Consider the following 19,831-nt stretch of genomic DNA (forward strand, 5'->3'; position numbering starts at 1 on the left):
TTGCACGGCTCGCCGCCGCACAGGGCGGCCGCCGTTTTTGGTTTTTAAGTCTCGGGGATTCACATGAAGTTACTCGTCGTCGGTTCCGGCGGTCGCGAACATGCGCTCGCATGGAAGCTCGCGCAATCGCCGCGGGTCCAGCTCGTCTACGTGGCTCCTGGCAACGGCGGCACCGCCCAGGACGAGCGCCTGCGCAACGTCGACATCACCGAGCCGGCTGCGCTCGCCGATTTCGTCGAGAAGGAACAGATCGCCTTCACGCTGGTCGGGCCGGAAGCGCCGCTCGCCGCGGGCATCGTCAATCTGTTCCGCTCGCGCGGTCTGAAGATTTTCGGACCGACGAAGGAAGCGGCGCAGCTCGAAAGCTCCAAAGACTTCGCGAAGGCATTCATGAAACGCCACGCGATTCCGACGGCCGAGTACGAAACGTTCGCCGATGTCGCCGCCGCGCACGCGTATCTCGATGCGAAGGGCGCGCCGATCGTCATCAAGGCCGACGGCCTGGCTGCCGGCAAGGGCGTGGTCGTCGCGCAGACGCTGGAAGAAGCGCATGCCGCCGTCGACATGATGCTGTCGGACAACAAGCTCGGCGACGCCGGCGCGCGCGTCGTGATCGAAGAGTTTCTGGCGGGCGAGGAAGCGAGCTTCATCGTGATGGTCGACGGCAAGCATGTGCTGCCGCTTGCGTCGAGCCAGGACCACAAGCGTCTGCTCGACGGCGATCAGGGTCCGAACACCGGCGGCATGGGCGCGTACTCGCCCGCGCCTATCGTCACGCCGCAACTGCACGCGCGCGTGATGCGCGAAATCATCCTGCCGACAGTGCGCGGCATGGAGAAGGAAGGCATCCGCTACACGGGTTTCCTGTACGCCGGTCTGATGATCGACGCGCAAGGCAATCCGAAGACGCTCGAGTTCAACTGCCGCATGGGCGACCCGGAAACGCAGCCGATCATGGCGCGTCTGAAGGGCGACTATTCGAAGGTGGTCGAGCAGGCGATTGCCGGCACGCTCGATACGGTCGAACTGGAGTGGGACCGCCGCACCGCGCTCGGCGTGGTGCTCGCCGCGTACAACTATCCGGACACGCCGCGCAAGGGCGACCGCATCAACGACATTCCGGCGGAAACGGCGGATTCGGTCACCTTCCATGCGGGCACGACTTACGCGGACGGCAAGCTGGTCACGTCGGGCGGCCGTGTGCTGTGCGTGGTGGGTCTGGCCGATTCGGTGCGCAGCGCGCAGTCGGTCGCGTACGAAACGATCAACCAGATTTCGTTCGACGGCATGCAGTACCGGCGCGACATCGGCTATCGCGCATTGAACCGCAAGCACGACGCCAGGACCGAAGGCAAGCACTGAAGCGCCAGTCCGCCATGCCGCCCTGCCCGTGTGCCGCGCCAACGGCGCTACACTGCGGGTTGGCGGCGGCTCGTTGCCGCGCGGCGGCAATCCGCACTGAACGGCCGCACCTTTGCGGCAACCTCCGCCCCACCCAGCGCGGCGCTTCACGACGAACCCGCGGCACCGGCGTGCCGCCTTCAGCACCTGCATTGATGACCGATTCGAGCTACGACGCACAAGCCGTGCGCACCTGGCTGCAAGGCCTGCAAACGCAGATTGCGGACACCCTGGGCGCCTTCGACGGCAAGCCCTTCGCCACCGACGCATGGCAGCGCACGCCCGGCGAAAAGCTGCGCGGCGGCGGCTGCACGCGGATTCTCGAAGGCGGCGACTTCTTCGAGCGCGCGGGCATCGGCTTTTCGGACGTCGCCGGCGACGCGTTGCCGGGCTCCGCGAGCGCGGCGCGTCCGCAACTGGCCGGGCGCGGCTTCGAGGCAATGGGCGTGTCGCTCGTGCTGCACCCGCACAATCCACACTGCCCGACCGTGCATATGAACGTGCGCCTGCTGATCGCGACCAAGCCCGGCGAAGAGCCGGTGTTCTGGTTCGGCGGCGGCATGGACCTGACGCCGTACTACGGTTACGAAGAAGACGCGCGGCACTTTCATCGCGTGTGCCGCGATGCGCTCGAGCCTTATGGCGCCGACCTCTATCCGAGTTTCAAGCGCTGGTGCGACGAGTATTTCTTCCTCAAGCACAGGAACGAGCCGCGCGGCATCGGCGGGATTTTTTTCGACGATTACTCGGCGCCGGGCTTCGATCAATCGTTCGCGATGATGAGAAGCGTGGGCGAGGGATTCCTCAAAGCGTACCTGCCAATCATCGAAAAGCGCCGCAACATTCCGTACGGCCAGGCCGAGCGCGATTTCCAGGCTTACCGGCGCGGACGCTACGTCGAGTTCAATCTGGTCTTCGACCGTGGCACACTGTTTGGGCTGCAGAGCGGCGGACGCACCGAATCGATTCTGATGTCGATGCCGCCTGTGGCGAACTGGCGCTACAACTGGCAGCCCGAGCCGGGCACGCCGGAAGCGCGCCTTTACAGCGATTTTCTCGTGCCGCGCGAGTGGGTTTGAGTGCTGTGAGCGCCCCGGAATTCCGGAAGCCCGCACTGCCCGCCACCTGGCCACGACAAAGGATCTTTACCTGAAGCCGAACGCTCATCCCGTTGCGCTGCCTCGCCGGATCGGTCTGCTCGGCGGCACCTTCGACCCGATCCACGACGGCCACCTCGCGCTCGCGCGGCGTTTCGCCCACGTGCTGCGTCTGACCGAGCTCGTGCTGCTGCCGGCCGGCCAGCCGTGGCAGAAAGCGGACGTGTCGCCGGCCGTGCATCGGCTTGCAATGACGCGCGCGGCGGCAAGCGAACTGAAGCTGCCCGGCGTCGAGGTGCGAGTCGCCACCGACGAAATCGAGCACGAAGGCCCGACGTACACCGTCGACACGCTGCAACACTGGCGCGAACGTGAAGGCAACGAGACGTCCATTGCGTTGCTGATCGGCGCGGATCAACTGGTGAAGCTCGACACATGGCGCGACTGGCGGCGCCTGTTCGAGTTCGCGCACATCTGCGCGGCCACGCGGCCCGGCTTCGATCTCGCGTCGATTCCGCCCGCTGTCGCGCAGGAAATCGACGCGCGCCGCGCCGGCGCCGAGGTCTTGCAAGCCACGCCTTGCGGCCACTTGCTGATCGACACGACGCTCGCGTTCAACGTTTCGGCCACCGACATTCGCGCGCATCTGCGCGAACAGGTGAGCCAGCGGCTTGCCCATGTAGGCGGCGAACAGCACGGCGAGGCCGCAAGCCACGTCCCCACCGCGGTGTGGGACTACATTCTTCAACATCATCTGTACCACCGGTAACCTCATGGATATTCGCAAACTGCAACGCGTGATCGTCGACGCTCTCGAAGACGTCAAGGCGCAAGACATCAAGGTGTTCAACACCAGCCACCTGACCGCGCTGTTCGATCGCGTGATCGTCGCGAGCGGCACGTCGAACCGGCAAACCAAGGCGCTCGCCTCGAGCGTGCGCGAAGGCGTGAAGGAAGCCGGCGGCGACATCATCAGCACCGAGGGCGAGGACATCGGCGAATGGGTGCTGGTGGATTGCGGCGACGCGATCGTCCACATCCTGCAACCGGCGCTGCGCCAGTACTACAACCTCGAGGAAATCTGGGGCGACAAGCCGGTGCGTCTGAAGCTGTCGACGCCCGATCCGTTCGGCGGCGCGCGTTCGAGCGAGCCCGACGAAGAAGACGAGGACGACGAAGCGCCGGCCGTCAAAAAGCCCGCGCGCAAGACCGCCACGCGACGCAAGTGAGCGGGCTTTGCCCGGTTCTCTTCGATCCGTTCACTGTAGACGTCCGCGAGCAGCGCACTAAAGCTCGATGAAACTGCACATTCTCGCCGTCGGCCACAAGATGCCGGACTGGATCGCGACGGGCTTCGACGAATACGCGAAACGCATGCCGCCCGAGTTGCGCATCGAACTGCGCGAGATCAAGCCGGAGCAGCGTTCGTCGGCGCGCTCGGCCGAAAGCGTGATGGCCGCCGAGCGCGTGAAGATCGAAGCCGCGCTGCCGAAGAACGCGCGCATTGTCGCGCTCGACGAACGCGGCAAGGACTGGACCACCATGCAGCTTGCGGGCGCCCTGCCCGGCTGGCAGCAGGACGGCCGCGACGTCGCGTTTCTGATCGGCGGCGCTGACGGACTCGACCCCGAACTGAAGGCGCGCGCCGATCTGCTGCTGCGCGTGTCGAGCCTCACGTTGCCTCACGCGATGGTGCGCGTGCTGCTCGCCGAACAGCTTTACCGCGCGTGGACCATCACGCAAAATCACCCCTATCATCGCGTGTGAGCAGACGCGGACGGTGACGCGCCACGTCCCGCGCCGCATCGTATTGCATCACCACTCGACGCATGCGACGCATTGCTTCAATGGCGTCCGTCCCCGCGCCTTTGCACGCGAGCGCAGCGCGATAACGCCTGTCCGCACCTCGCGCCCGACATCATCGCGCTACCGCTAATCCGTTCCAACGAGACTCGTTATGCCAACGTCCGCTGCCTCGCTGCATCCTTTCGTCTATCTCGCGTCGCAGAGTCCGCGCCGCCAGGAGTTGTTGCAACAGATCGGCGTGCGCTTCGAGTTGCTGCTGCCGCGCCCCGACGAAGATGCCGAAGCCCTCGAAGCCGAACTGCCAGGTGAGCGTGCGCGCGACTATGTGCAGCGCGTGTGCGTGGCTAAAGCGCGCGCCGCGCATGCGCGTCTCGTAGCCGGCGCTCATGCCGCGCGGCCGATTCTGGTTGCGGATACAACGGTCACCATCGACGACGCGATTCTCGGCAAACCGCTCGACGCCGACGATGCCGCCGCGACGCTCACGCGCCTCGCGGGCCGCGATCACGAAGTGCTGACCGCGGTTGCCGTCGTCGATGCACAGGGTGAGTTGTTGCCGGCCGCGCTGTCTGTGTCGAAGGTGCGCTTTGCTGCGCTGCACGCGGACGCGATTCGCCGCTACGTGGCGAGCGGCGAACCGCTCGGCAAGGCGGGCGCCTATGGCGTGCAAGGGCGCGCCGCGGAGTTTATCGAGCATATCGACGGGTCCTATTCAGGTATCATGGGTTTGCCGCTTTTTGAAACCGCTGCCCTTCTGCGTGCAGCGCGCATCGACTTCTAGAACAACACCATGAATGAAGAAATCCTGATTAATGTCACGCCGCAGGAAACGCGCGTCGCGCTCGTCCAGCAAGGCGCCGTCCAGGAACTTCACGTCGAACGAACGCTGTCGCGGGGCCGCGTCGGCAACGTCTATCTCGGCAAGGTCGTGCGCGTGTTGCCGGGTATGCAATCGGCGTTTATCGACATCGGTCTCGAACGTGCCGCGTTTTTGCATGTCGCGGATATATGGCATCCGCGCATTGCCGGTGAGCCGCAACATCAAACGCCGCATCAGCCCATCGAAAAGATCGTGTTCGAAGGTCAGACGCTGATGGTCCAGGTGGTGAAGGACCCGATCGGCACCAAGGGCGCGCGGCTTTCCACGCAAGTGAGCATTGCCGGCCGCACGCTCGTTTATCTGCCGCAGGAACCGCATATCGGCATTTCGCAAAAGATCGAGAGCGAAGCCGAGCGCGAAGCGGTGCGCGCGCGTTTGACCGCCGTGCTGCCCGCCGATGAGAAAGGCGGCTACATCGTTCGCACCATTGCCGAAGATGCGACGAGCGAAGAGCTTGCCGCGGACGTCGCGTATCTGCGCAAGACGTGGGCGACGATTCTGTCGCAAGGTCAGCGCATGCCGCCGACCAGTTTGCTCTATCAGGATCTGAATCTCGCGCAACGCGTGCTGCGCGATTTCGTCAACGACGAGACGTCGCGCATCCAGGTGGATTCGCGCGAGACGTATCAGATGCTGGCCGACTTTGCGGCCGAGTTCACGCCTGCCGTGTCCTCGAAACTGCACCACTACACGGGAGAGCGGCCGCTCTTCGATCTGTACAACATCGAGACGGAGATTCAGCGCGCGCTATCGCGCCGTGTCGACCTGAAGTCGGGCGGCTACCTGGTGATCGACCAGACCGAGGCGATGACCACCATCGACGTGAATACGGGCGGCTACGTCGGCGCGCGCAATTTCGACGACACGATCTTCAAGACCAACCTCGAAGCGGCGCATACCATTGCGCGCCAATTGCGGCTGCGCAATCTGGGCGGCGTGATCATCATCGACTTCATCGACATGGAAAACGTCGAGCATCGCGACCAGGTGCTGAGCGAGCTGAAGCGAGCGTTGTCGCGCGACCGTACGCGCGTGACGGTGAACGGTTTTTCGCAACTTGGGCTCGTTGAGATGACGCGCAAGCGCACACGCGAGTCGCTCGCGCATGTGCTGTGCGAGCCCTGCCCCGTTTGCCAGGGCAAGGGCCAGGTCAAGACGCCGCGCACGGTCTGCTACGACGTGCTGCGCGAGATTTTGCGCGAGTCGCGGCAGTTCAATCCGCGCGAGTTTCGCGTGGTGGCGTCGCAGCAGGTGATCGATCTTTTCCTCGAGGAAGAGTCGCAGCATCTGGCGATGCTGATCGACTTTATCGGCAAGCCGGTGTCGTTACAGGTGGAGTCGAATCTGAGTCAGGAGCAGTACGATATCGTGCTGATGTAGCTTCGCCTAAGGCCGAGGCGTTCCGCGCAGACATCGAAAAACTGCGCGCACTGCGGCCAGCGCAACAGTTCCAGCAAGGCTGCCCGCTCGCGAGCCTCCACACTGACACACTGTGCCGCGTTTCAATCGTCGGTCAGAAAGTCCGGATGACTGGTGCGAATCTGCTCGATCTGATGCAGGGTTCCCGACAGATGCCCGCGCAGCGCCGCCTGCGCCGCGGTCGCGTCGCCGCGTTCGATAGCATCGACAATTTCTGTGTGCTCCTGCACCACCGCCATCGTCTTGCCCTCGACGGGCAAATGCAAACGACGCAACCGGTCGATATGGCCGCTCAGCCTGCGCACCAGGTCCCACAACTGCGGCACGCCCGCGGCCTCGTACATCTGACGATGAAACGTCTGGTCGAACAACGCGAAGCGCTCATAGTTGTTCAGGTCCAGTAGTTCGGTTTGCCTCGCGATGGTGGCGCGCAACGCCGCGATAAGCGCGGCATCGTGCTGCTCGGCGAGGGTCCGCACCACTTCCAGTTCTATCGAACGGCGCAGGAAATGCGCCTGCAACGCGGAGCTCACGTTGATCTGACTGACGACGGTCGCATGCTGGGGAAAGATGTCGACGAGGCCTTCTTCACCGAGCTTCATCAGCGCGTCGCGCACCGGCGTCTGGCTCAAACCATAGCGGTTTGCGAGCTCAGCGCGCGAGAGCACCGTGCCCGGTGTCAGTTCGAGTGAAAGGATCATTTCGCGCAGTCGTTCGAATACTTGCGGCGCGGCATGGCGGGACCGGTCGAGCCGGGTCACCACGGAAGAGCTGGCGTTGTTTTTCATGGCAAACCGAAGCGCTAAAAGCGGGAAAGCGGGCGCAGCCGGCAAAGGACACTGGCTAAGACATTAGTACTATAGCCGACGCCCGCCCCTTCCAGTAAGGCCTCGGCGCGTTGCCGCGCCGGCCGCGCCTGAGTAGTTACCCTACTGACGCACTAATACATTAGTGCTTTACCATCGCGTCACCTTGTTCGCTTTCTTCATTGAAGACCTTCACGCCATGACTCGCGACATCACCATCACGCAGGTTCGAATCACTCCGATCGCCTTTCGCGACGGCCCGCTGCTGAACGCCGCCGGGATTCACGAACCTTGGGCGTTGCGCGCCATTCTGGAACTGGAAACGAGCGACGGCCGCGTCGGCATCTCCGAAACTTACGGCGACGAGCCGATGCTGCGCGTGCTCGAAGAGGCCAGGGCGCTCGTGACCGGCCTCTCGCCGTTCGACCTGAACCGCATGGAAGAACGCGTGCGAGGCGCGATCAAGGCGAGTCCCGGCGCGGTTGAGTTCGAACTGGCGCCCGGCTCCCATTCGGCGAAGAACGCGCCCAAAGTAATCAGCGCGCTCGAAGTCGCCATGCTCGACCTGCAAGGGCAGATTGTCGGCGCGCCGGTCGTGGATCTGCTGGGAGGCAAGGTTCGCGATGCCGTCCCGTACAGCGCCTACCTCTTCTTCAAGTACGCGGAGCACGTCGATAAACCCTATGCGCCCGACGCCTGGGGCGAAGGCCTGAGCCCGGAGCAGATCGTCGCGCAGGCGCGCCGCATGATCGGCCTGTACGGTTTTCAGAGCATCAAGCTGAAGGGCGGCGTATTCGAGCCGAAGCACGAAATAGCATGCATGCGCGCGCTGCACGACGCGTTCCCCGGCATGCCGCTGCGGCTCGACCCGAATGCGAACTGGACGCTCGAAACGAGCATCGCGGCCGCGCCTGAACTCGACGACCTGCTCGAGTATTACGAAGATCCGTGCCCCGGCCTCGCCGGCATGGCGGAACTCGCCAGGCACACGCGCCTGCCGCTCGCGACCAACATGGTGATCACGACCATGGAAGATTTCCGGCTCGGCGCCGAAATGGGCTCGGTCAAGGTGCTGCTGTCGGACCATCACTACTGGGGCGGGCTGCGCGCAACCCAGACGCTCGCGCGCATGTGCAAGCTGTGGGATCTCGGCATGTCGATGCACTCGAACTCGCATCTCGGCATTAGCCTGATGGCGATGACGCATGTCGCCGCAAGCATCCCGAACCTGACCTACGCGTGCGATACGCACTATCCGTGGCAGGAAGAAGAAGTCATCAAGGGCGGCCGCGTGAAGTTCGATAACGGCACGGTCCGCGTACCGGACACGCCGGGCCTTGGCGTCGAACTCGACTGCGAGCGGCTCGCGGAGTTGCACGCGCAGTACCTGTCGTGCGGCGTGCGCAATCGCGACGACCTGGCGCAGATGCGAAAGTACGACCCGGCCTTTAGCGGCAAGAACCCGCGCTTTTAAAGGACCGTTCGCACCGCGCGTTAAGCGGCTTTCCCGACCGCGCGCCGGCGCAACCATCCTCAAAATCTCCGGAGACACAATGAAAATAATGGAAGCCCAAGCCGCCGGCGCGCAAAGCGCGGTCGGCCGCTATAGATGGACGATCTGCGCGCTGATCTTCTTTGCGACGACGATCAACTACATGGATCGTCAGATGCTCGGCCTGCTCGCGCCGCTGCTGCAGAAGGACATCGGCTGGAATCAGGTTCAGTATGCGCAGACGGTCATGGTGTTCACTGTCGCCTATGCGGTCGGCCTCGCGATTTTTGGCCGGATCGCGGACCGCTTCAGCACGAAGGCCGTGTACGGCAGCGCAATGGCAATGTGGAGTCTCGCCGCAATGCTGCACGCGGTGGCGTCGAGCGTACCGGGCTTTGCGGCTGTGCGAGGTCTGCTCGGTTTTGGCGAAGCGGCCAACTTTCCGGTCGCGATCCGCACCACGGCCACGTGGTTTCCGAAGAAAGAACGCGCGTTGGCGACGGGCCTCTGGAACATGGGCGCCACCATCGGCGGAATCGTCGCGCCGGCTTTCGTGCCGATCGCGGCGGTCATGTGGGGCTGGCGTGCGACCTTCATCGCGGGCGGCGCCACGGGTTTCATCTGGCTCGCGGTGTGGCTGTTCGTGTACCGGCAGCCTGCGCAGCATCCGTCGGTGTCGAAGAGCGAACTCGATTACATCAATTCGGACCGCGACGAAGCCGTCGAACAATCGGTCAGTTGGCTTTCCGTACTGAAGTATCGGGAGACATGGGCTTTTATCGTCGGCAAGCTGCTGACCGATCCCGTGTGGTGGTTTTATCTGTTCTGGCTGCCCAAGTGGCTCAATGAATCGAGGCACATCGACATCCGCAATCTGGGCTTGCCGCTGATCGCGATCTACACGATGGCGTCGGTCGGCAGCGTGGCCGGCGGGTGGCTCTCGTCGCACCTGATGGCGCGATATAACAAGCCCAACTTTGCGCGCAAGATCTCGATGGGAATCTGCGCGGTGTGCGTCGTGCCGATTGCCACCCTCTCACATTTCCAAAGCCTTTGGTACGCGGTCTTCGCAGTCGGTCTGGCCGCCGCGGCGCACCAGGGATGGTCGGCGAACCTCGTCACGCTGGTAGGCGATGTGTTCCCGCGCCGCCTGGTGGGCACGGTGGTCGGCATCGGCGGCGTCGCGGGCATGGTCGGCTCGTTCTTCTACTCGGGCGTGATCGGCGAGACGCTGCAGCGCACCGGCCAGTATTGGGCGCTCTTCGCGGTTGGCGCATCGGCCTATCTGGTCGCGCTCGGCATCATCCATCTGCTCATGCCACGCATGGCGCCGGTGAAATTGCGCGATTGAAAAACCCTTTGCAGTAAAACGCGGAGCCTGTGCGGCATGTCGATTCCCGCACTGGTTCCGTTTCGTGACTGGTCAGCAAGCGGCGCGCATATCGAGCGTGCGCGCCGTCGCCTGAATGAATGGCAGCGTCAGATCGCGAGCCCGCCTGACACCTCGATGCGTTGAGCGTTGATCCAGCGATTGTCCTCCGACAGAAGCGAGGCAATCATCGGGCCGATGTCGTCGGGCACGCCGGGGCGGCCGAGCGCGGTCATCTCCCCGATGCGCCGGTTCATCTCCGGGTTGTCACGCACGATGCCGCCGCTGAAATCCGTCTCGACAGCGCCCGGCGCGACCACATTGACCGCGATGCGGCGCGGCCCGAGTTCCTTCGCCAGATACCTGGTCAGCGTTTCGACGGCGGCCTTCATCGAACCGTAAGGCCCGCTCTCCGGTACGATGATGCGCGTGAGTCCGCTCGAAACATTGACGATTCCGCCTCCATCGCGAATCAGCGGCAGCAGCTTCTGCGTCAGAAAGAACACGCCCTTGAAGGGGATGTTGTAGAGTGCGTCCAGCTCGGCTTCAGTCGTGTTTTCGATGCGGTTATGATGCGAGTTCCCTGCATTGTTGACGAGGTAGTCGAAGCGGTCGGCGCCCCATTCCCTCAGCGTGTCGCGCAGCGTCGTGACGAATGCGTCGAACGCACTGGCGTCGCCGGTATCGAGCTTCAAGGCCGCCGATCTGCTCCCTGTGGCGCGGGCTTTGGCGAGCACTTCGTCGGCGGCCGCGCGATTCACGTGATACGTAAAGACAGTGTCGATGCCGCGCTCCGCGAGCCTCAGCACTGTGTTGCGGCCTAGACCCCGGCTGCCGCCGGTGACGATTGCGATCTTACTTGCTGGCATGGCGATTCCTCCATTGAACATGCGTCGATCGTAATGACCGGCATGCCGGACGATAAGCCTGCGCACACCGCACGGGCTGTGCGGAATAGACGAACAATGACCATTGCACCGAACATCAAGGATTTGACGGCGTTCGTCGCCGTGATAGAAGCTGGCGGTTTCCGCGACGCTGCGCGCGCAATCGGCAGCAGTCCGTCCGCCGTCAGCGAAGCGGTGCGCCGCCTCGAAACGCGCACCGGCGTGCGGCTGCTGCATCGCACGACGCGCAGCGTCGCTGCGACTGAAGCGGGCACGCGCCTGCTGTCGCAGCTCAAGCCCGCGCTCGACGGACTGGAAGCGGCGCTCGACGTGGTCAATCAATTCCGCGACAAGCCGTTCGGCAAGCTCAAGCTGAACGTACCGGTGGTCGCCGCGCGGCTCATCCTGCCGCGGATACTGCCGGCGTTCCTGTCGATGTATCCGGAGATCGAACTGGAAGTCGTCGCTGACGACAGCTTCGTCGATCTGTTGTCCGCAGGCTGCGACGCGGGCATCCGGTACGGTGAAAGCCTCCAGCAGGACATGATCGCGGTGCCTATCGGCCCGCGCGAGCAGCGCATGGCGCTCGGCGCCTCACCGGCGTATCTGGCACGGCACGGACGGCCCGAACATCCCGACGATCTTGTGCGGCATGCCTGTCTGCGGCACCGCTTCTCTAGCGGCGCAATAGCCGAATGGCTCTTCGAACGCGACGGCAAAACCGTGCGGATCGAGCCGCAGGGGCCGTTGATCGTGCGCACGGGGAGCTCCGCGGAACTGTCGGTCGACGTCGCGCTCGCGGGCAACGGCATCGTGCAGTTATTCGACGACTGGCTCCGTCCGCACTTTGAAAGCGGCGCCCTCGAACCGGTGTTGGAGCCGTGGTGGTTGCGCTTTCCCGGGCCCTATCTTTACTATCCGGGACGCCGCTACCTGCCCGCGCCGCTGCGCGCGTTCGTCGACTTCGTCAAGGCCGAATGCGAGCGCGCATGAATGTAGTTGATGGTTCGATGAACCGCGAACGCGGCGACCGAATCGGGCTCGCCATATCGCCCGAGATATTGCGGACATGCGCGGGTCGCATCTAAAACTGAACAGTACGATATCGTGCTGATGTAGCTCCGCCCGACCAATAGTTCGCGATTTCCGAAGCCAACAGGACTACACTTGAGGTACTGAATTCCGGGAGCAGCGCAATGGACGACTCTACCTCTCGAGGCACCTTTCGCGGTCTCCCATTGACTCCCGAGCAGGACGCAGAAGTCAGGCACTATATAAAGACGAAAAGCCGGCGAGGCGAGCCGTGGGACACGCCGGAGCTGGAGCTTCTACTCAAAGACATGCTTGTGCCGCCGTTAGACGAAGACACAGAAGCCGGTGCGACGGTGGACGAAGTGAGATCCGCCGCCGAACGCGCGACAACCTTTTCCGACGAGACAATGGATCCGATTGAAGCAAGCGAGGAGCGCAATGCCGCTATGGAAGCGGAGGGAATGAAAGGCCCGAGGCACTGATCCTGGCTCACGCCGGTAATGCGCGTGGCAATTAAATTGGTGAGTCGACAGATGCCTGCATATCTGCACGCGTCGAGTCGAACACTGTGAAAGTCTTACATAAAAAAGGAAGTCATCATGAGCAAAGCCCACGACGCGAAAAAGACGGAAAAGAAAGTCGCTACAAAAACGCCGAAGGAAAAGAAAGACGCGAAGAAGCTGAAGAAGGAGGCTTCGAAGCGTCAATAAGTATGACTATGTCGGGAGCACCGCTGAACTCACACTCACGGCGGGTTGAGCGGGCGCTCCTGCCAGCGATCATGCCGCGACGGTAAAAACGGCAGCAGCCGTTACGGTCGCCTGGGCGGTGTACTGCCACTCTGCGAGCCGCGATTGTAGGGCTGTGGTTGGGACGATCGGCCGTCCGCCCCTTCGTCCTTGCGCGTGCTGTTATCGGCGGCATTGTTCTTTTTGTTTGGCGCAGCAGTCGGGGCCGTGCGATTCAAGGTTTGCAGTTGCAGCAGCTTCAAGAGGCGGTCATCCGCGTGCGCAGTGGCCGTGGCGGCCATGCAGCTCGCGACAAGCAGTCCCATCGTCACTCGTGATTTAAGTATCGTAGTCATCGACGTCTCCCATCGAACGGCAATCGCCAGCGTAATTCAGGAATGCCGCGCATGAACCGCGCCTGCCCGCCGACGACCGTTTGCCAGTTCCGCTTTCCATAGTACTCGCTGATGTAACCGGTGCAGCAGCACCGCGGAAATTCATCGCTTGCTGTTAATCACATAGCCGATGCCGCGGACCATCTGAATAGCATGTGGTCGACATGTGAGGCAAAGAACACGCTGGCATTTTCACGTGCATGTTTTGTTCGTGACAGACATTGCCGTCGTAATCGACGATCTGTCCGCGAGTAACCCGATCGCGCGTCGCCGGGTGCTTCACTTCCTGTGCCGCGCAACCAGTCAGGATCACTACGCATTGCAGCGTGATCAGGAAGCGCTTCATTTCGTGTTTGGTAACTCGCGGCTCTTATTGAGCGTGAGCGCCCGACGCAATGCGGGCTGACGGCGCGGCGGTGCCCGAGCTCGACACGCCGTGCACCATCCCGTCATACTGTTCCTTCGATACCCCGCGCTCGGCGTAGATAAACGCCGCCACCTGCCAGAGCGTCTGGTCAGACTGCGTCTTCCCGAACGACGGCATCGCCGTCATGTTGACGCCATGCTTGATGACCCAGAACATCAGCTCCGGCTTATTGCGGCGTTGCGCAGCCAGCAGCGAGGGCGCGGCCGGCTGAATGCCTTGACCCACCGCGCTCAGCGGACTGTCCGGCGCGCCGTGACAGGTCGCACAGTTGGCGTCGTACATGCGCGCACCGGCCCGAACGTTTTCGAGCGACAGTAGATCGCCAGGTGCGATGTCGCGTCCCCCATGCCGGTGCAGAGACGCTTCGTAGGTCGCGTGCAGCGCCGCGGCCAGGTACGGATTGTCTTTCGAACTCGCCGATACGTCGTAAATTCCGGAACGGACGAATGCAAGCGCGCCGCCGCCGATCAGCACGAGCAGACCGACGGCGGTGGCAACAATCTTTGCAAGCGTGGAATGAAGAAAACGCATGACGTGTCTGCCGATAAAGGTTCGAAGACCTCTCATTATCGGCAGCGTTGCTTGCCGGACGCCGTCGCCCCTATTACGGATTTGTCATCAAACAGGCACGACCTGTTCAAGCACTCCGCGTCGTCACGCGCGCCGCTGCGTCACTGCGTCTTCCCAACCCGTGCGCGCCTCGACCCATTCCGCCAACGCCAGCAAGCCGGCGCCATTCTGCGCGGCGCCCACCAGTTGCGCGCCGAGCGGCAAGCCCGACGGCCCAAATCGCATCGGCACCGTCACAGCGGGCACGCCGAGGAAAGTCCACGGCGCGCAAAACGAGGCATCGCCCGTATAGTCGAGCCCGCGCGGCGGCTCGCCGGTAGCGGGCGCGACCAGCAGCGCGTCGAGCGTCATGGTTTGCGTCAGCCACGCATGAAAGCGCTGCGCCATCGGCATCTGCGCGGCCTTGATCCGCGCGTAGGTGGTGGCCGGCAACTTGCGCCCTTCATCGACGAGACCGCGCATCGCCGGACTCACGAGTTCGGGCGTGCGCTCGACCAGTTCGCCATGCGTGATCGCGGCTTCCACGGCCATCAGTTGCAGCGCATACGCGGGCGTCGCGAAGACTTCCTCCGGCAAATCCACCGCGACGATCTCCGCGCCGTCGCGCGCGAGTTGCGCCGCCAGCACGTCGAGCGCGGCTTGCTGCGCCGGCTCTATCGCGCCGCCTGCCTGCTTCGACAACACGCCGATGCGCCGCTTGCCTGCGCTATGCGCGACGGCGGCCACATGCGACGCGTGCGGGTCCGCGACGTCGACGCCCGCGACGAGCTTCAGCACATACGCCACGTCCGCGACGCGTCGCGCGAACAGTCCAACGTGATCGAGCGACCACGCCAGCGGCAACACCCCGGTTCGCGCAATCGTGCCATACGTAGGCTTGAATCCGACGATGCCGCAATAAGCCGCCGGACGGATCACCGAGCCCTGCGTCTGCGTGCCGAGCGCGAGCGGCACGATACCGGCCGCCACCGCCGCCGCCGAACCGCTGGACGATCCGCCCGGCGTAAACGCGCCATTCCACGGATTAACCGTCGGTCCCGGATGGCGCCACGCGAACTCGGTCGTCACCGTCTTGCCGATAACCGTCGCGCCGGCGGCCCGCAAGCGCGCCACCACCCACGCATCGCGCTCGGGGCGCCGCCCCTTGTACGCCGCCGAGTTGAATTCGGTCGGCATGTCGGCGGTATCGATGACATCCTTCACCGCAACCGGCACGCCGGCAAGCGGCGCCGTCGCATCGACGAACGTATCCGGCGGCGTGTCCGGCAGATAACAGAACGCGTGCAACGTCGCCTGCGAATGTCGCGCGGCCTCGTAAGCGTCCGAAACGTATTGCGCAGGCGTGGCGTCACCCGCGGCGAGCGCCGCGCGTATTTCGCCGATGGTCGGTGCTTGATTGAATAGGGTCATGAGAGCGTCGGAAAGCAGTTTATTTCGCGGCAAGCGCGGGCTGGATATAACTGTGGACGACGAACGTATCGTACTTCGGCTGCTGCTTCAGGTTGCCGAGCGCGATTTGCGTATCCATTGCAACGGCCAGCGCTTTCGGCGTGATGTCGACGCTCTTCGGATACACGCCTTCGGTCAGCATGCGCTTGACGGCCGCATCCACCACGGCCGCATCGAGCGTCGGGAATTCCTTGCGCGCGATCGCCTGCGTTTCCGCCGGATTGCTTTGCATGTAGCGCAGCGCGCTTTGCAGGCCCTTCACGAAGCGTGCGGCCGCATCGGGATCGACGCCGCGCTTCGCCGAAATCGACGAGAACGCGTACTCGCCATAAAGCTTCGGAAAGCCGAGCACGACTTTCATGCCTTTTGCCACGGCCTGGTCGAGGCCCGGCTCATACATCACCGCGATCTTCGACTGCCCGGCCACGAGCGGTCCAATCTCCGAACCGAGCGGCACCTGGATCAGCTTGACGTCGCTCTGCGACATGCCGTTTTCCTTCAGCAGCTTGAAGAACAAAGAGGTGCTGGTGGTCGGCATCTGTCCGGACACGACGACCTGATCCTTCACGTCCTTGATGCTGTCGAATTTGACGCCGGGCGCGGTGGCAATCCATACCGCCGCGCCGTTCACGACGTTGGCGATGATGTCGACATCGGCGCCCTTCTCCGCGGCGACCGCCGTCCACTCCGGTCCGTGCAGCGAGAAATCGGCGCTGCCCGACAGCACGGCCGACAGCGCCGCGCTCGGGCTGCCCGCCGTTTGCTTCGTGACGTCGAGTCCTTCCTTCGTGAAGAAGCCGCCGTCGATCGCGACATAGAGCGGCAGATAAAGCATCGACTGGAACGCCTGCGAAATCGTCACTTTCTTGTCGGCGGCAAATGCCGGCAATGAAACGGATGCAACGCTCAGCGCGAAAACCGTGGTCAGCGCGGCGAGCGCTTTTTTTGCTGTGAATGCCATCGTCCTGTCCTGGGATAAAAGTGATTGGACTGCGGGAATGCGTTTAAACCTTCAGCGTGCTCGTATTCGACGCCTGCCGCCAAGGCAGCAACTTGCGCTCGACGAGATCGATCAGGAAGTACAGCACGAAGCCGATCGCCATCAGCACGAAGAGCCCTTCCCATACGGTGTTGAGGTCGTACAGGCTCGACGCGGTGAAGATCATGTGCCCGAGCCCTTTCTCCGACGAAATGAATTCCCCCACCACGGCGCCGACCAGACCGAAGCCGACGTTGATGCGGAACGTGGAGATCACATACGGCAGCGTGAACGGCACGACGACTTTCATGAACACGTCGTTCTTGTCGGCGCCGAGCGTGACGAGCAGCGCCTGCAGATCGGGATCGGCGTCTTTCGCGGCCTCGTAGGCGGCAATCAACGCGACGATCGCAGTCAGCGAAATCGCCAGCGCGACTTTCGATATCAGACCGGTGCCGAACCACAAGATCACGATGGGCGCGAACGCGATCTTCGGCACGCTATTGATCGCGACGATGAACGGCTCGATCAGCCGCGCGACGAATGGCGAGTACCAGAGCGCGAGCCCGCACACCGAGCCGACCGCCGTGCCGAACACGAAGCCAAGAATGGCTTCGAAGAGCGTATAGCCCGTGTCGACGAACAACTGATAAGAGCGGATGTCGCGCAGCAGCGCGTCGAAAATTTTCGCTGGCGAGCCGACCAGAAAATTCGATACCCAGCCAAGGCGCGCCGCCCCTTCCCAGATCGCGAAGAAAGCGACCACCGCCGCGAGTTGCAGCAGCGAGCGGCCCCAGCCGCTGTCGAGCACGAGCCGCCGCGCGCGTGCGCGAGGCGCGCGCCGCGCCGCAGCGCTTTTATCGATGGAAACGGATTGCGTCATGCCGCCCTCACCTCGGTCTGGATGTCCAGTTCGCCGCACAACGCGTGGAAATAGCCCGCGAAGTTCGGATCGCTGCGCGCACCGATCGGCGAACGCGCGGCAATGTCGATGTCGTAGACCTTCTTCACCTGCGAAGGCCGCCCGCCGAGCACGACCACGCGCTTGGACAACGCTACGGCTTCGTCGATATCGTGCGTGACCAGCACCACGGTCTTGTGGAACGTCTCGACCGCTTCCATCAGCACGCCCTCCAGATACAGGCGCGTTTGATAGTCGAGCGCGGAGAACGGCTCATCGAGCAGAATGATGTCGGGATCGTTGATCAACGTGCGGATCAACGCCACACGTTGGCGCATGCCGCCCGACAACATGCGCGGATAAGCGTTCTCGAAGCCGGCAAGGCCATACGTGTTGAGATACTCCATTGCCATTTCATGCGCCTCGGCCGCCGGCATGCCGGAAAGCTCGGGGCCGATCAGCACGTTCTGCAACACCGTGCGCCACGGCAGCAACAGATCGCGCTGCATCATGTAGCCGACCTTGCCGCGCAATCCGTCCACTGCTTGCCCGCGATAGACGATCTCGCCGCTGTCCGCCTCGAGCAGCCCGGCGATCACATTGAACACCGTCGTCTTGCCGCAGCCCGACGGTCCGATGATGCTGACGAAATCGCGTTCGTGAATGTCGAACGTGAGACCGCCGAGTACGTCGACCGAACCCAGTTTGTTCGAAAACGATTTACGGATATTGCGTAACGCGAGTTGAACTGACATGCATGCTCCTCGATCACGATTCATGGTGCGTCGGCAGAAGCCGCGGCCGTCGCGTCACACACCCTGCGGCGCGGCAAGAAAACGGCGACGCATCGGCTTGAGCACGGCAATCGCGAGCAGCGCGGTCACGATGTCGAGCGTGATCGCCGTCGAGAACACCGGCACCCAGCTTCCCGCGTGTTGATGCATCAGTGCCGCGAGCGGCCCGCCGAAGATCGAGCCGATGCCCTGCGAGATGTACAGCCAGCCGTAGTTCTCGGTGGCATGACGGGTGCCGAAGGTGTCGGTGAGCGTCGACGGGAACAGCGAAAAAATCTCGCCCCAGCCGAAGAACACCACGCCCGACAGCAGCACGAACAGCACTGCGTTATCGCGCGTGAAAAGCCACAGCGCCATCGCGACGCCTTCAAGCGCGAACGCGATGAACATCGTGTTTTCGCGGCCCAGCTTGTCGGACACCCAGCCGAACAGCGGCCGCGTGAGGCCGTTCGTGAAGCGGTCGATGGTCAGCGCGAGCGGCAGCGCCGCCATGCCGAATACAAGCACCTGGGTCACGCCGAAGTCGGCGGCGAAGGTGGCCATTTGCGAGGTGACCATCAGGCCCGATGTGGACATCATCGTCATCATCGCGAACATCAGCCAGAAGACAGGCGTCTTCAGCGTTTGCGACGGACGCAGATTCGCCACCACCGAAACGCCGGAGCCGGCTGCGCTCGCAGCGACGCTTTCGTGCGAAGGCGGCACGCGCAATCCTTGCGAGGCCAGCAAGCCGACCAGCGCGAACGCAATGCCGAACATCCACAACGTGGCGTCGATGCCGCGAGCCTGCAACGACGTCGCAATCGGAAACGTCGTGACGATCGCGCCCATGCCGTAGCCGGCCGCCACCGCGCCCGCCGCGAAGCCGCGCTGCTTCGGGAACCAGCGCACCATCAGACCCACCACGCCGACATAGACGATGCCGGTTCCCAATCCGCCGACCACGCCATACGTCAGGTAAAGCATCGGCGCGCTGTGCACCTGCGAAGCGAGCACCCAGCTCAAACCCGACATGACCGTGCCGATGGAGATCAGCACACGCGGACCGAAGCGGTCGATCAGCTTGCCTTGGAACGGCGAGAAGAAAGTTTGCAGAATGATCAGCAGCGAGAACGTCACCTGCAGTTCGGGCAGCGCAACGCCCAGCTTCGCGGCGAGCGGTTTGGTCATCAGCGTCCAGACGTATTGCGGGCTCGAGATCGCCATCATGCAGACGAGACCGAGTCCAAGCTGTAGCCAGCGGTTGTGCGCGGCGGACGTCGAGACGTTCCCGATTTCCGCGGATGTCATGGGTTGAGAGCGTGTGTTCATCGTGACTCCGGTTACTGAACGAATGCCCGCCGGCAAGCGGCGGACGTGCAGCGTCCTCCGGGCCGATAGGCCGGACCTGCGGTTCGAT

General features: G+C 63.3%; 19 protein-coding genes. 11 read left to right on the plus strand and 8 right to left on the minus strand.

Annotated features, from left to right (window positions below; genetic code table 11):
- Positions 1-63 precede the first annotated feature (63 nt).
- The 7 genes from purD to rng all read left to right on the plus strand — a co-directional run bounded on the left by purD (position 64) and on the right by rng (position 6,564).
- Complete coding sequence (gene purD / locus BGRAMDRAFT_RS08275) at positions 64-1,362, plus strand: phosphoribosylamine--glycine ligase (RefSeq protein ID WP_006048251.1); 1,299 nt, start codon at positions 64-66, stop codon at positions 1,360-1,362.
- Positions 1,363-1,556: 194 nt separating this feature from the next.
- Complete coding sequence (hemF, locus tag BGRAMDRAFT_RS08280; RefSeq protein WP_006048252.1) at positions 1,557-2,480, plus strand: oxygen-dependent coproporphyrinogen oxidase; 924 nt, start codon at positions 1,557-1,559, stop codon at positions 2,478-2,480.
- A 46-nt stretch (positions 2,481-2,526) separates the two neighbouring features.
- Positions 2,527-3,267 carry a nicotinate-nucleotide adenylyltransferase gene (locus BGRAMDRAFT_RS08285; protein ID WP_082366961.1) on the plus strand — a complete coding sequence of 247 codons (741 nt, stop codon included), beginning with the start codon at positions 2,527-2,529 and terminating at the stop codon, positions 3,265-3,267.
- Between the two features lie 4 nt (positions 3,268-3,271).
- Positions 3,272-3,727, plus strand: coding sequence for a ribosome silencing factor (rsfS, locus tag BGRAMDRAFT_RS08290; RefSeq protein ID WP_006048254.1), 456 nt, complete (start codon positions 3,272-3,274; stop codon positions 3,725-3,727).
- Between the two features lie 67 nt (positions 3,728-3,794).
- Positions 3,795-4,265 (plus strand): 23S rRNA (pseudouridine(1915)-N(3))-methyltransferase RlmH, encoded by a 471-nt coding sequence (gene rlmH / locus BGRAMDRAFT_RS08295; RefSeq protein ID WP_006048255.1) that lies wholly within the window; start codon positions 3,795-3,797, stop codon positions 4,263-4,265.
- 190 nt (positions 4,266-4,455) lie between these two features.
- Positions 4,456-5,085 (plus strand): Maf family protein, encoded by a 630-nt coding sequence (locus BGRAMDRAFT_RS08300; RefSeq protein ID WP_006048256.1) that lies wholly within the window; start codon positions 4,456-4,458, stop codon positions 5,083-5,085.
- 9 nt (positions 5,086-5,094) lie between these two features.
- Positions 5,095-6,564, plus strand: coding sequence for a ribonuclease G (gene rng, locus BGRAMDRAFT_RS08305; protein ID WP_006048257.1), 1,470 nt, complete (start codon positions 5,095-5,097; stop codon positions 6,562-6,564).
- Between the two features lie 122 nt (positions 6,565-6,686).
- On the opposite strand, the gene BGRAMDRAFT_RS08310 is transcribed toward rng, so the two are convergent.
- Positions 6,687-7,391, minus strand: coding sequence for a GntR family transcriptional regulator (locus tag BGRAMDRAFT_RS08310; RefSeq protein WP_006048258.1), 705 nt, complete (start codon positions 7,389-7,391; stop codon positions 6,687-6,689).
- 217 nt (positions 7,392-7,608) lie between these two features.
- Between BGRAMDRAFT_RS08310 and BGRAMDRAFT_RS08315 the strand changes: the two genes are divergently transcribed.
- Positions 7,609-8,883 (plus strand): glucarate dehydratase family protein, encoded by a 1,275-nt coding sequence (locus BGRAMDRAFT_RS08315; protein ID WP_006048259.1) that lies wholly within the window; start codon positions 7,609-7,611, stop codon positions 8,881-8,883.
- 79 nt (positions 8,884-8,962) lie between these two features.
- Entirely contained in the window at positions 8,963-10,252 is a 1,290-nt protein-coding gene (locus tag BGRAMDRAFT_RS08320; RefSeq protein ID WP_006048260.1) for an MFS transporter, read from the plus strand.
- A 128-nt stretch (positions 10,253-10,380) separates the two neighbouring features.
- Here BGRAMDRAFT_RS08320 and BGRAMDRAFT_RS08325 read toward each other — a convergent pair whose 3' ends face one another.
- Positions 10,381-11,139 carry an SDR family NAD(P)-dependent oxidoreductase gene (locus BGRAMDRAFT_RS08325; RefSeq protein WP_006048262.1) on the minus strand — a complete coding sequence of 253 codons (759 nt, stop codon included), beginning with the start codon at positions 11,137-11,139 and terminating at the stop codon, positions 10,381-10,383.
- Positions 11,140-11,235: 96 nt separating this feature from the next.
- Here BGRAMDRAFT_RS08325 and BGRAMDRAFT_RS08330 point away from each other — a divergent pair, with 96 nt between their 5' ends.
- Both BGRAMDRAFT_RS08330 and BGRAMDRAFT_RS08335 read left to right on the plus strand, forming a co-directional pair.
- Complete coding sequence (locus BGRAMDRAFT_RS08330; protein WP_006048263.1) at positions 11,236-12,150, plus strand: LysR family transcriptional regulator; 915 nt, start codon at positions 11,236-11,238, stop codon at positions 12,148-12,150.
- Between the two features lie 203 nt (positions 12,151-12,353).
- Positions 12,354-12,671, plus strand: a complete 318-nt coding sequence (locus tag BGRAMDRAFT_RS08335; RefSeq protein ID WP_006048264.1) for a hypothetical protein — start codon at positions 12,354-12,356, stop codon at positions 12,669-12,671.
- Between the two features lie 1,011 nt (positions 12,672-13,682).
- Here the strand turns inward: BGRAMDRAFT_RS08335 and BGRAMDRAFT_RS08345 are convergent.
- The 6 genes from BGRAMDRAFT_RS08345 to oxlT form a co-directional block, all read right to left on the minus strand.
- On the minus strand, positions 13,683-14,270 hold the full coding sequence (locus BGRAMDRAFT_RS08345; protein WP_006048267.1) for a c-type cytochrome: 588 nt from the start codon (positions 14,268-14,270) through the stop codon (positions 13,683-13,685).
- Between the two features lie 123 nt (positions 14,271-14,393).
- Complete coding sequence (locus tag BGRAMDRAFT_RS08350) at positions 14,394-15,719, minus strand: amidase (RefSeq protein ID WP_006048268.1); 1,326 nt, start codon at positions 15,717-15,719, stop codon at positions 14,394-14,396.
- 19 nt (positions 15,720-15,738) lie between these two features.
- Positions 15,739-16,719 carry an ABC transporter substrate-binding protein gene (locus BGRAMDRAFT_RS08355; protein ID WP_006048269.1) on the minus strand — a complete coding sequence of 327 codons (981 nt, stop codon included), beginning with the start codon at positions 16,717-16,719 and terminating at the stop codon, positions 15,739-15,741.
- A gap of 43 nt (positions 16,720-16,762) precedes the next feature.
- On the minus strand, positions 16,763-17,620 hold the full coding sequence (locus tag BGRAMDRAFT_RS08360) for an ABC transporter permease (RefSeq protein WP_006048270.1): 858 nt from the start codon (positions 17,618-17,620) through the stop codon (positions 16,763-16,765).
- A complete protein-coding gene (locus BGRAMDRAFT_RS08365) occupies positions 17,617-18,393 on the minus strand; it encodes an ABC transporter ATP-binding protein (protein ID WP_006048271.1) in 777 nt (258 codons plus the stop codon). The genes BGRAMDRAFT_RS08360 and BGRAMDRAFT_RS08365 overlap by 4 nt, the downstream gene beginning before the upstream one ends.
- Before the next feature lie 54 nt (positions 18,394-18,447).
- Positions 18,448-19,743, minus strand: coding sequence for an oxalate/formate MFS antiporter (oxlT, locus tag BGRAMDRAFT_RS08370; RefSeq protein WP_006048272.1), 1,296 nt, complete (start codon positions 19,741-19,743; stop codon positions 18,448-18,450).
- Between the last annotated feature and the right edge of the window lie 88 nt (positions 19,744-19,831).

The sequence above is a fragment of the Paraburkholderia graminis C4D1M genome (assembly GCF_000172415.1).
Lineage (GTDB): Bacteria > Pseudomonadota > Gammaproteobacteria > Burkholderiales > Burkholderiaceae > Paraburkholderia > Paraburkholderia graminis.

What these genes read in the sequence shown, in the direction of transcription:
- BGRAMDRAFT_RS08315 (WP_006048259.1), top strand. Translation starts at nt 7,609, where the DNA reads ATGACTCGCGACATCACCATCACGCAGGTTCGAATCACTCCGATCGCC.
- BGRAMDRAFT_RS08345 (WP_006048267.1), bottom strand. Translation starts at nt 14,270, where the DNA reads ATGCGTTTTCTTCATTCCACGCTTGCAAAGATTGTTGCCACCGCCGTC.
- BGRAMDRAFT_RS08310 (WP_006048258.1), bottom strand. Translation starts at nt 7,391, where the DNA reads ATGAAAAACAACGCCAGCTCTTCCGTGGTGACCCGGCTCGACCGGTCC.
- oxlT (WP_006048272.1), bottom strand. Translation starts at nt 19,743, where the DNA reads ATGAACACACGCTCTCAACCCATGACATCCGCGGAAATCGGGAACGTC.
- BGRAMDRAFT_RS08300 (WP_006048256.1), top strand. Translation starts at nt 4,456, where the DNA reads ATGCCAACGTCCGCTGCCTCGCTGCATCCTTTCGTCTATCTCGCGTCG.
- BGRAMDRAFT_RS08325 (WP_006048262.1), bottom strand. Translation starts at nt 11,139, where the DNA reads ATGCCAGCAAGTAAGATCGCAATCGTCACCGGCGGCAGCCGGGGTCTA.
- rsfS (WP_006048254.1), top strand. Translation starts at nt 3,272, where the DNA reads ATGGATATTCGCAAACTGCAACGCGTGATCGTCGACGCTCTCGAAGAC.
- rlmH (WP_006048255.1), top strand. Translation starts at nt 3,795, where the DNA reads ATGAAACTGCACATTCTCGCCGTCGGCCACAAGATGCCGGACTGGATC.
- rng (WP_006048257.1), top strand. Translation starts at nt 5,095, where the DNA reads ATGAATGAAGAAATCCTGATTAATGTCACGCCGCAGGAAACGCGCGTC.
- purD (WP_006048251.1), top strand. Translation starts at nt 64, where the DNA reads ATGAAGTTACTCGTCGTCGGTTCCGGCGGTCGCGAACATGCGCTCGCA.
- BGRAMDRAFT_RS08330 (WP_006048263.1), top strand. Translation starts at nt 11,236, where the DNA reads ATGACCATTGCACCGAACATCAAGGATTTGACGGCGTTCGTCGCCGTG.
- hemF (WP_006048252.1), top strand. Translation starts at nt 1,557, where the DNA reads ATGACCGATTCGAGCTACGACGCACAAGCCGTGCGCACCTGGCTGCAA.
- BGRAMDRAFT_RS08320 (WP_006048260.1), top strand. Translation starts at nt 8,963, where the DNA reads ATGAAAATAATGGAAGCCCAAGCCGCCGGCGCGCAAAGCGCGGTCGGC.
- BGRAMDRAFT_RS08355 (WP_006048269.1), bottom strand. Translation starts at nt 16,719, where the DNA reads ATGGCATTCACAGCAAAAAAAGCGCTCGCCGCGCTGACCACGGTTTTC.
- BGRAMDRAFT_RS08360 (WP_006048270.1), bottom strand. Translation starts at nt 17,620, where the DNA reads ATGACGCAATCCGTTTCCATCGATAAAAGCGCTGCGGCGCGGCGCGCG.
- BGRAMDRAFT_RS08365 (WP_006048271.1), bottom strand. Translation starts at nt 18,393, where the DNA reads ATGTCAGTTCAACTCGCGTTACGCAATATCCGTAAATCGTTTTCGAAC.
- BGRAMDRAFT_RS08350 (WP_006048268.1), bottom strand. Translation starts at nt 15,719, where the DNA reads ATGACCCTATTCAATCAAGCACCGACCATCGGCGAAATACGCGCGGCG.
- BGRAMDRAFT_RS08335 (WP_006048264.1), top strand. Translation starts at nt 12,354, where the DNA reads ATGGACGACTCTACCTCTCGAGGCACCTTTCGCGGTCTCCCATTGACT.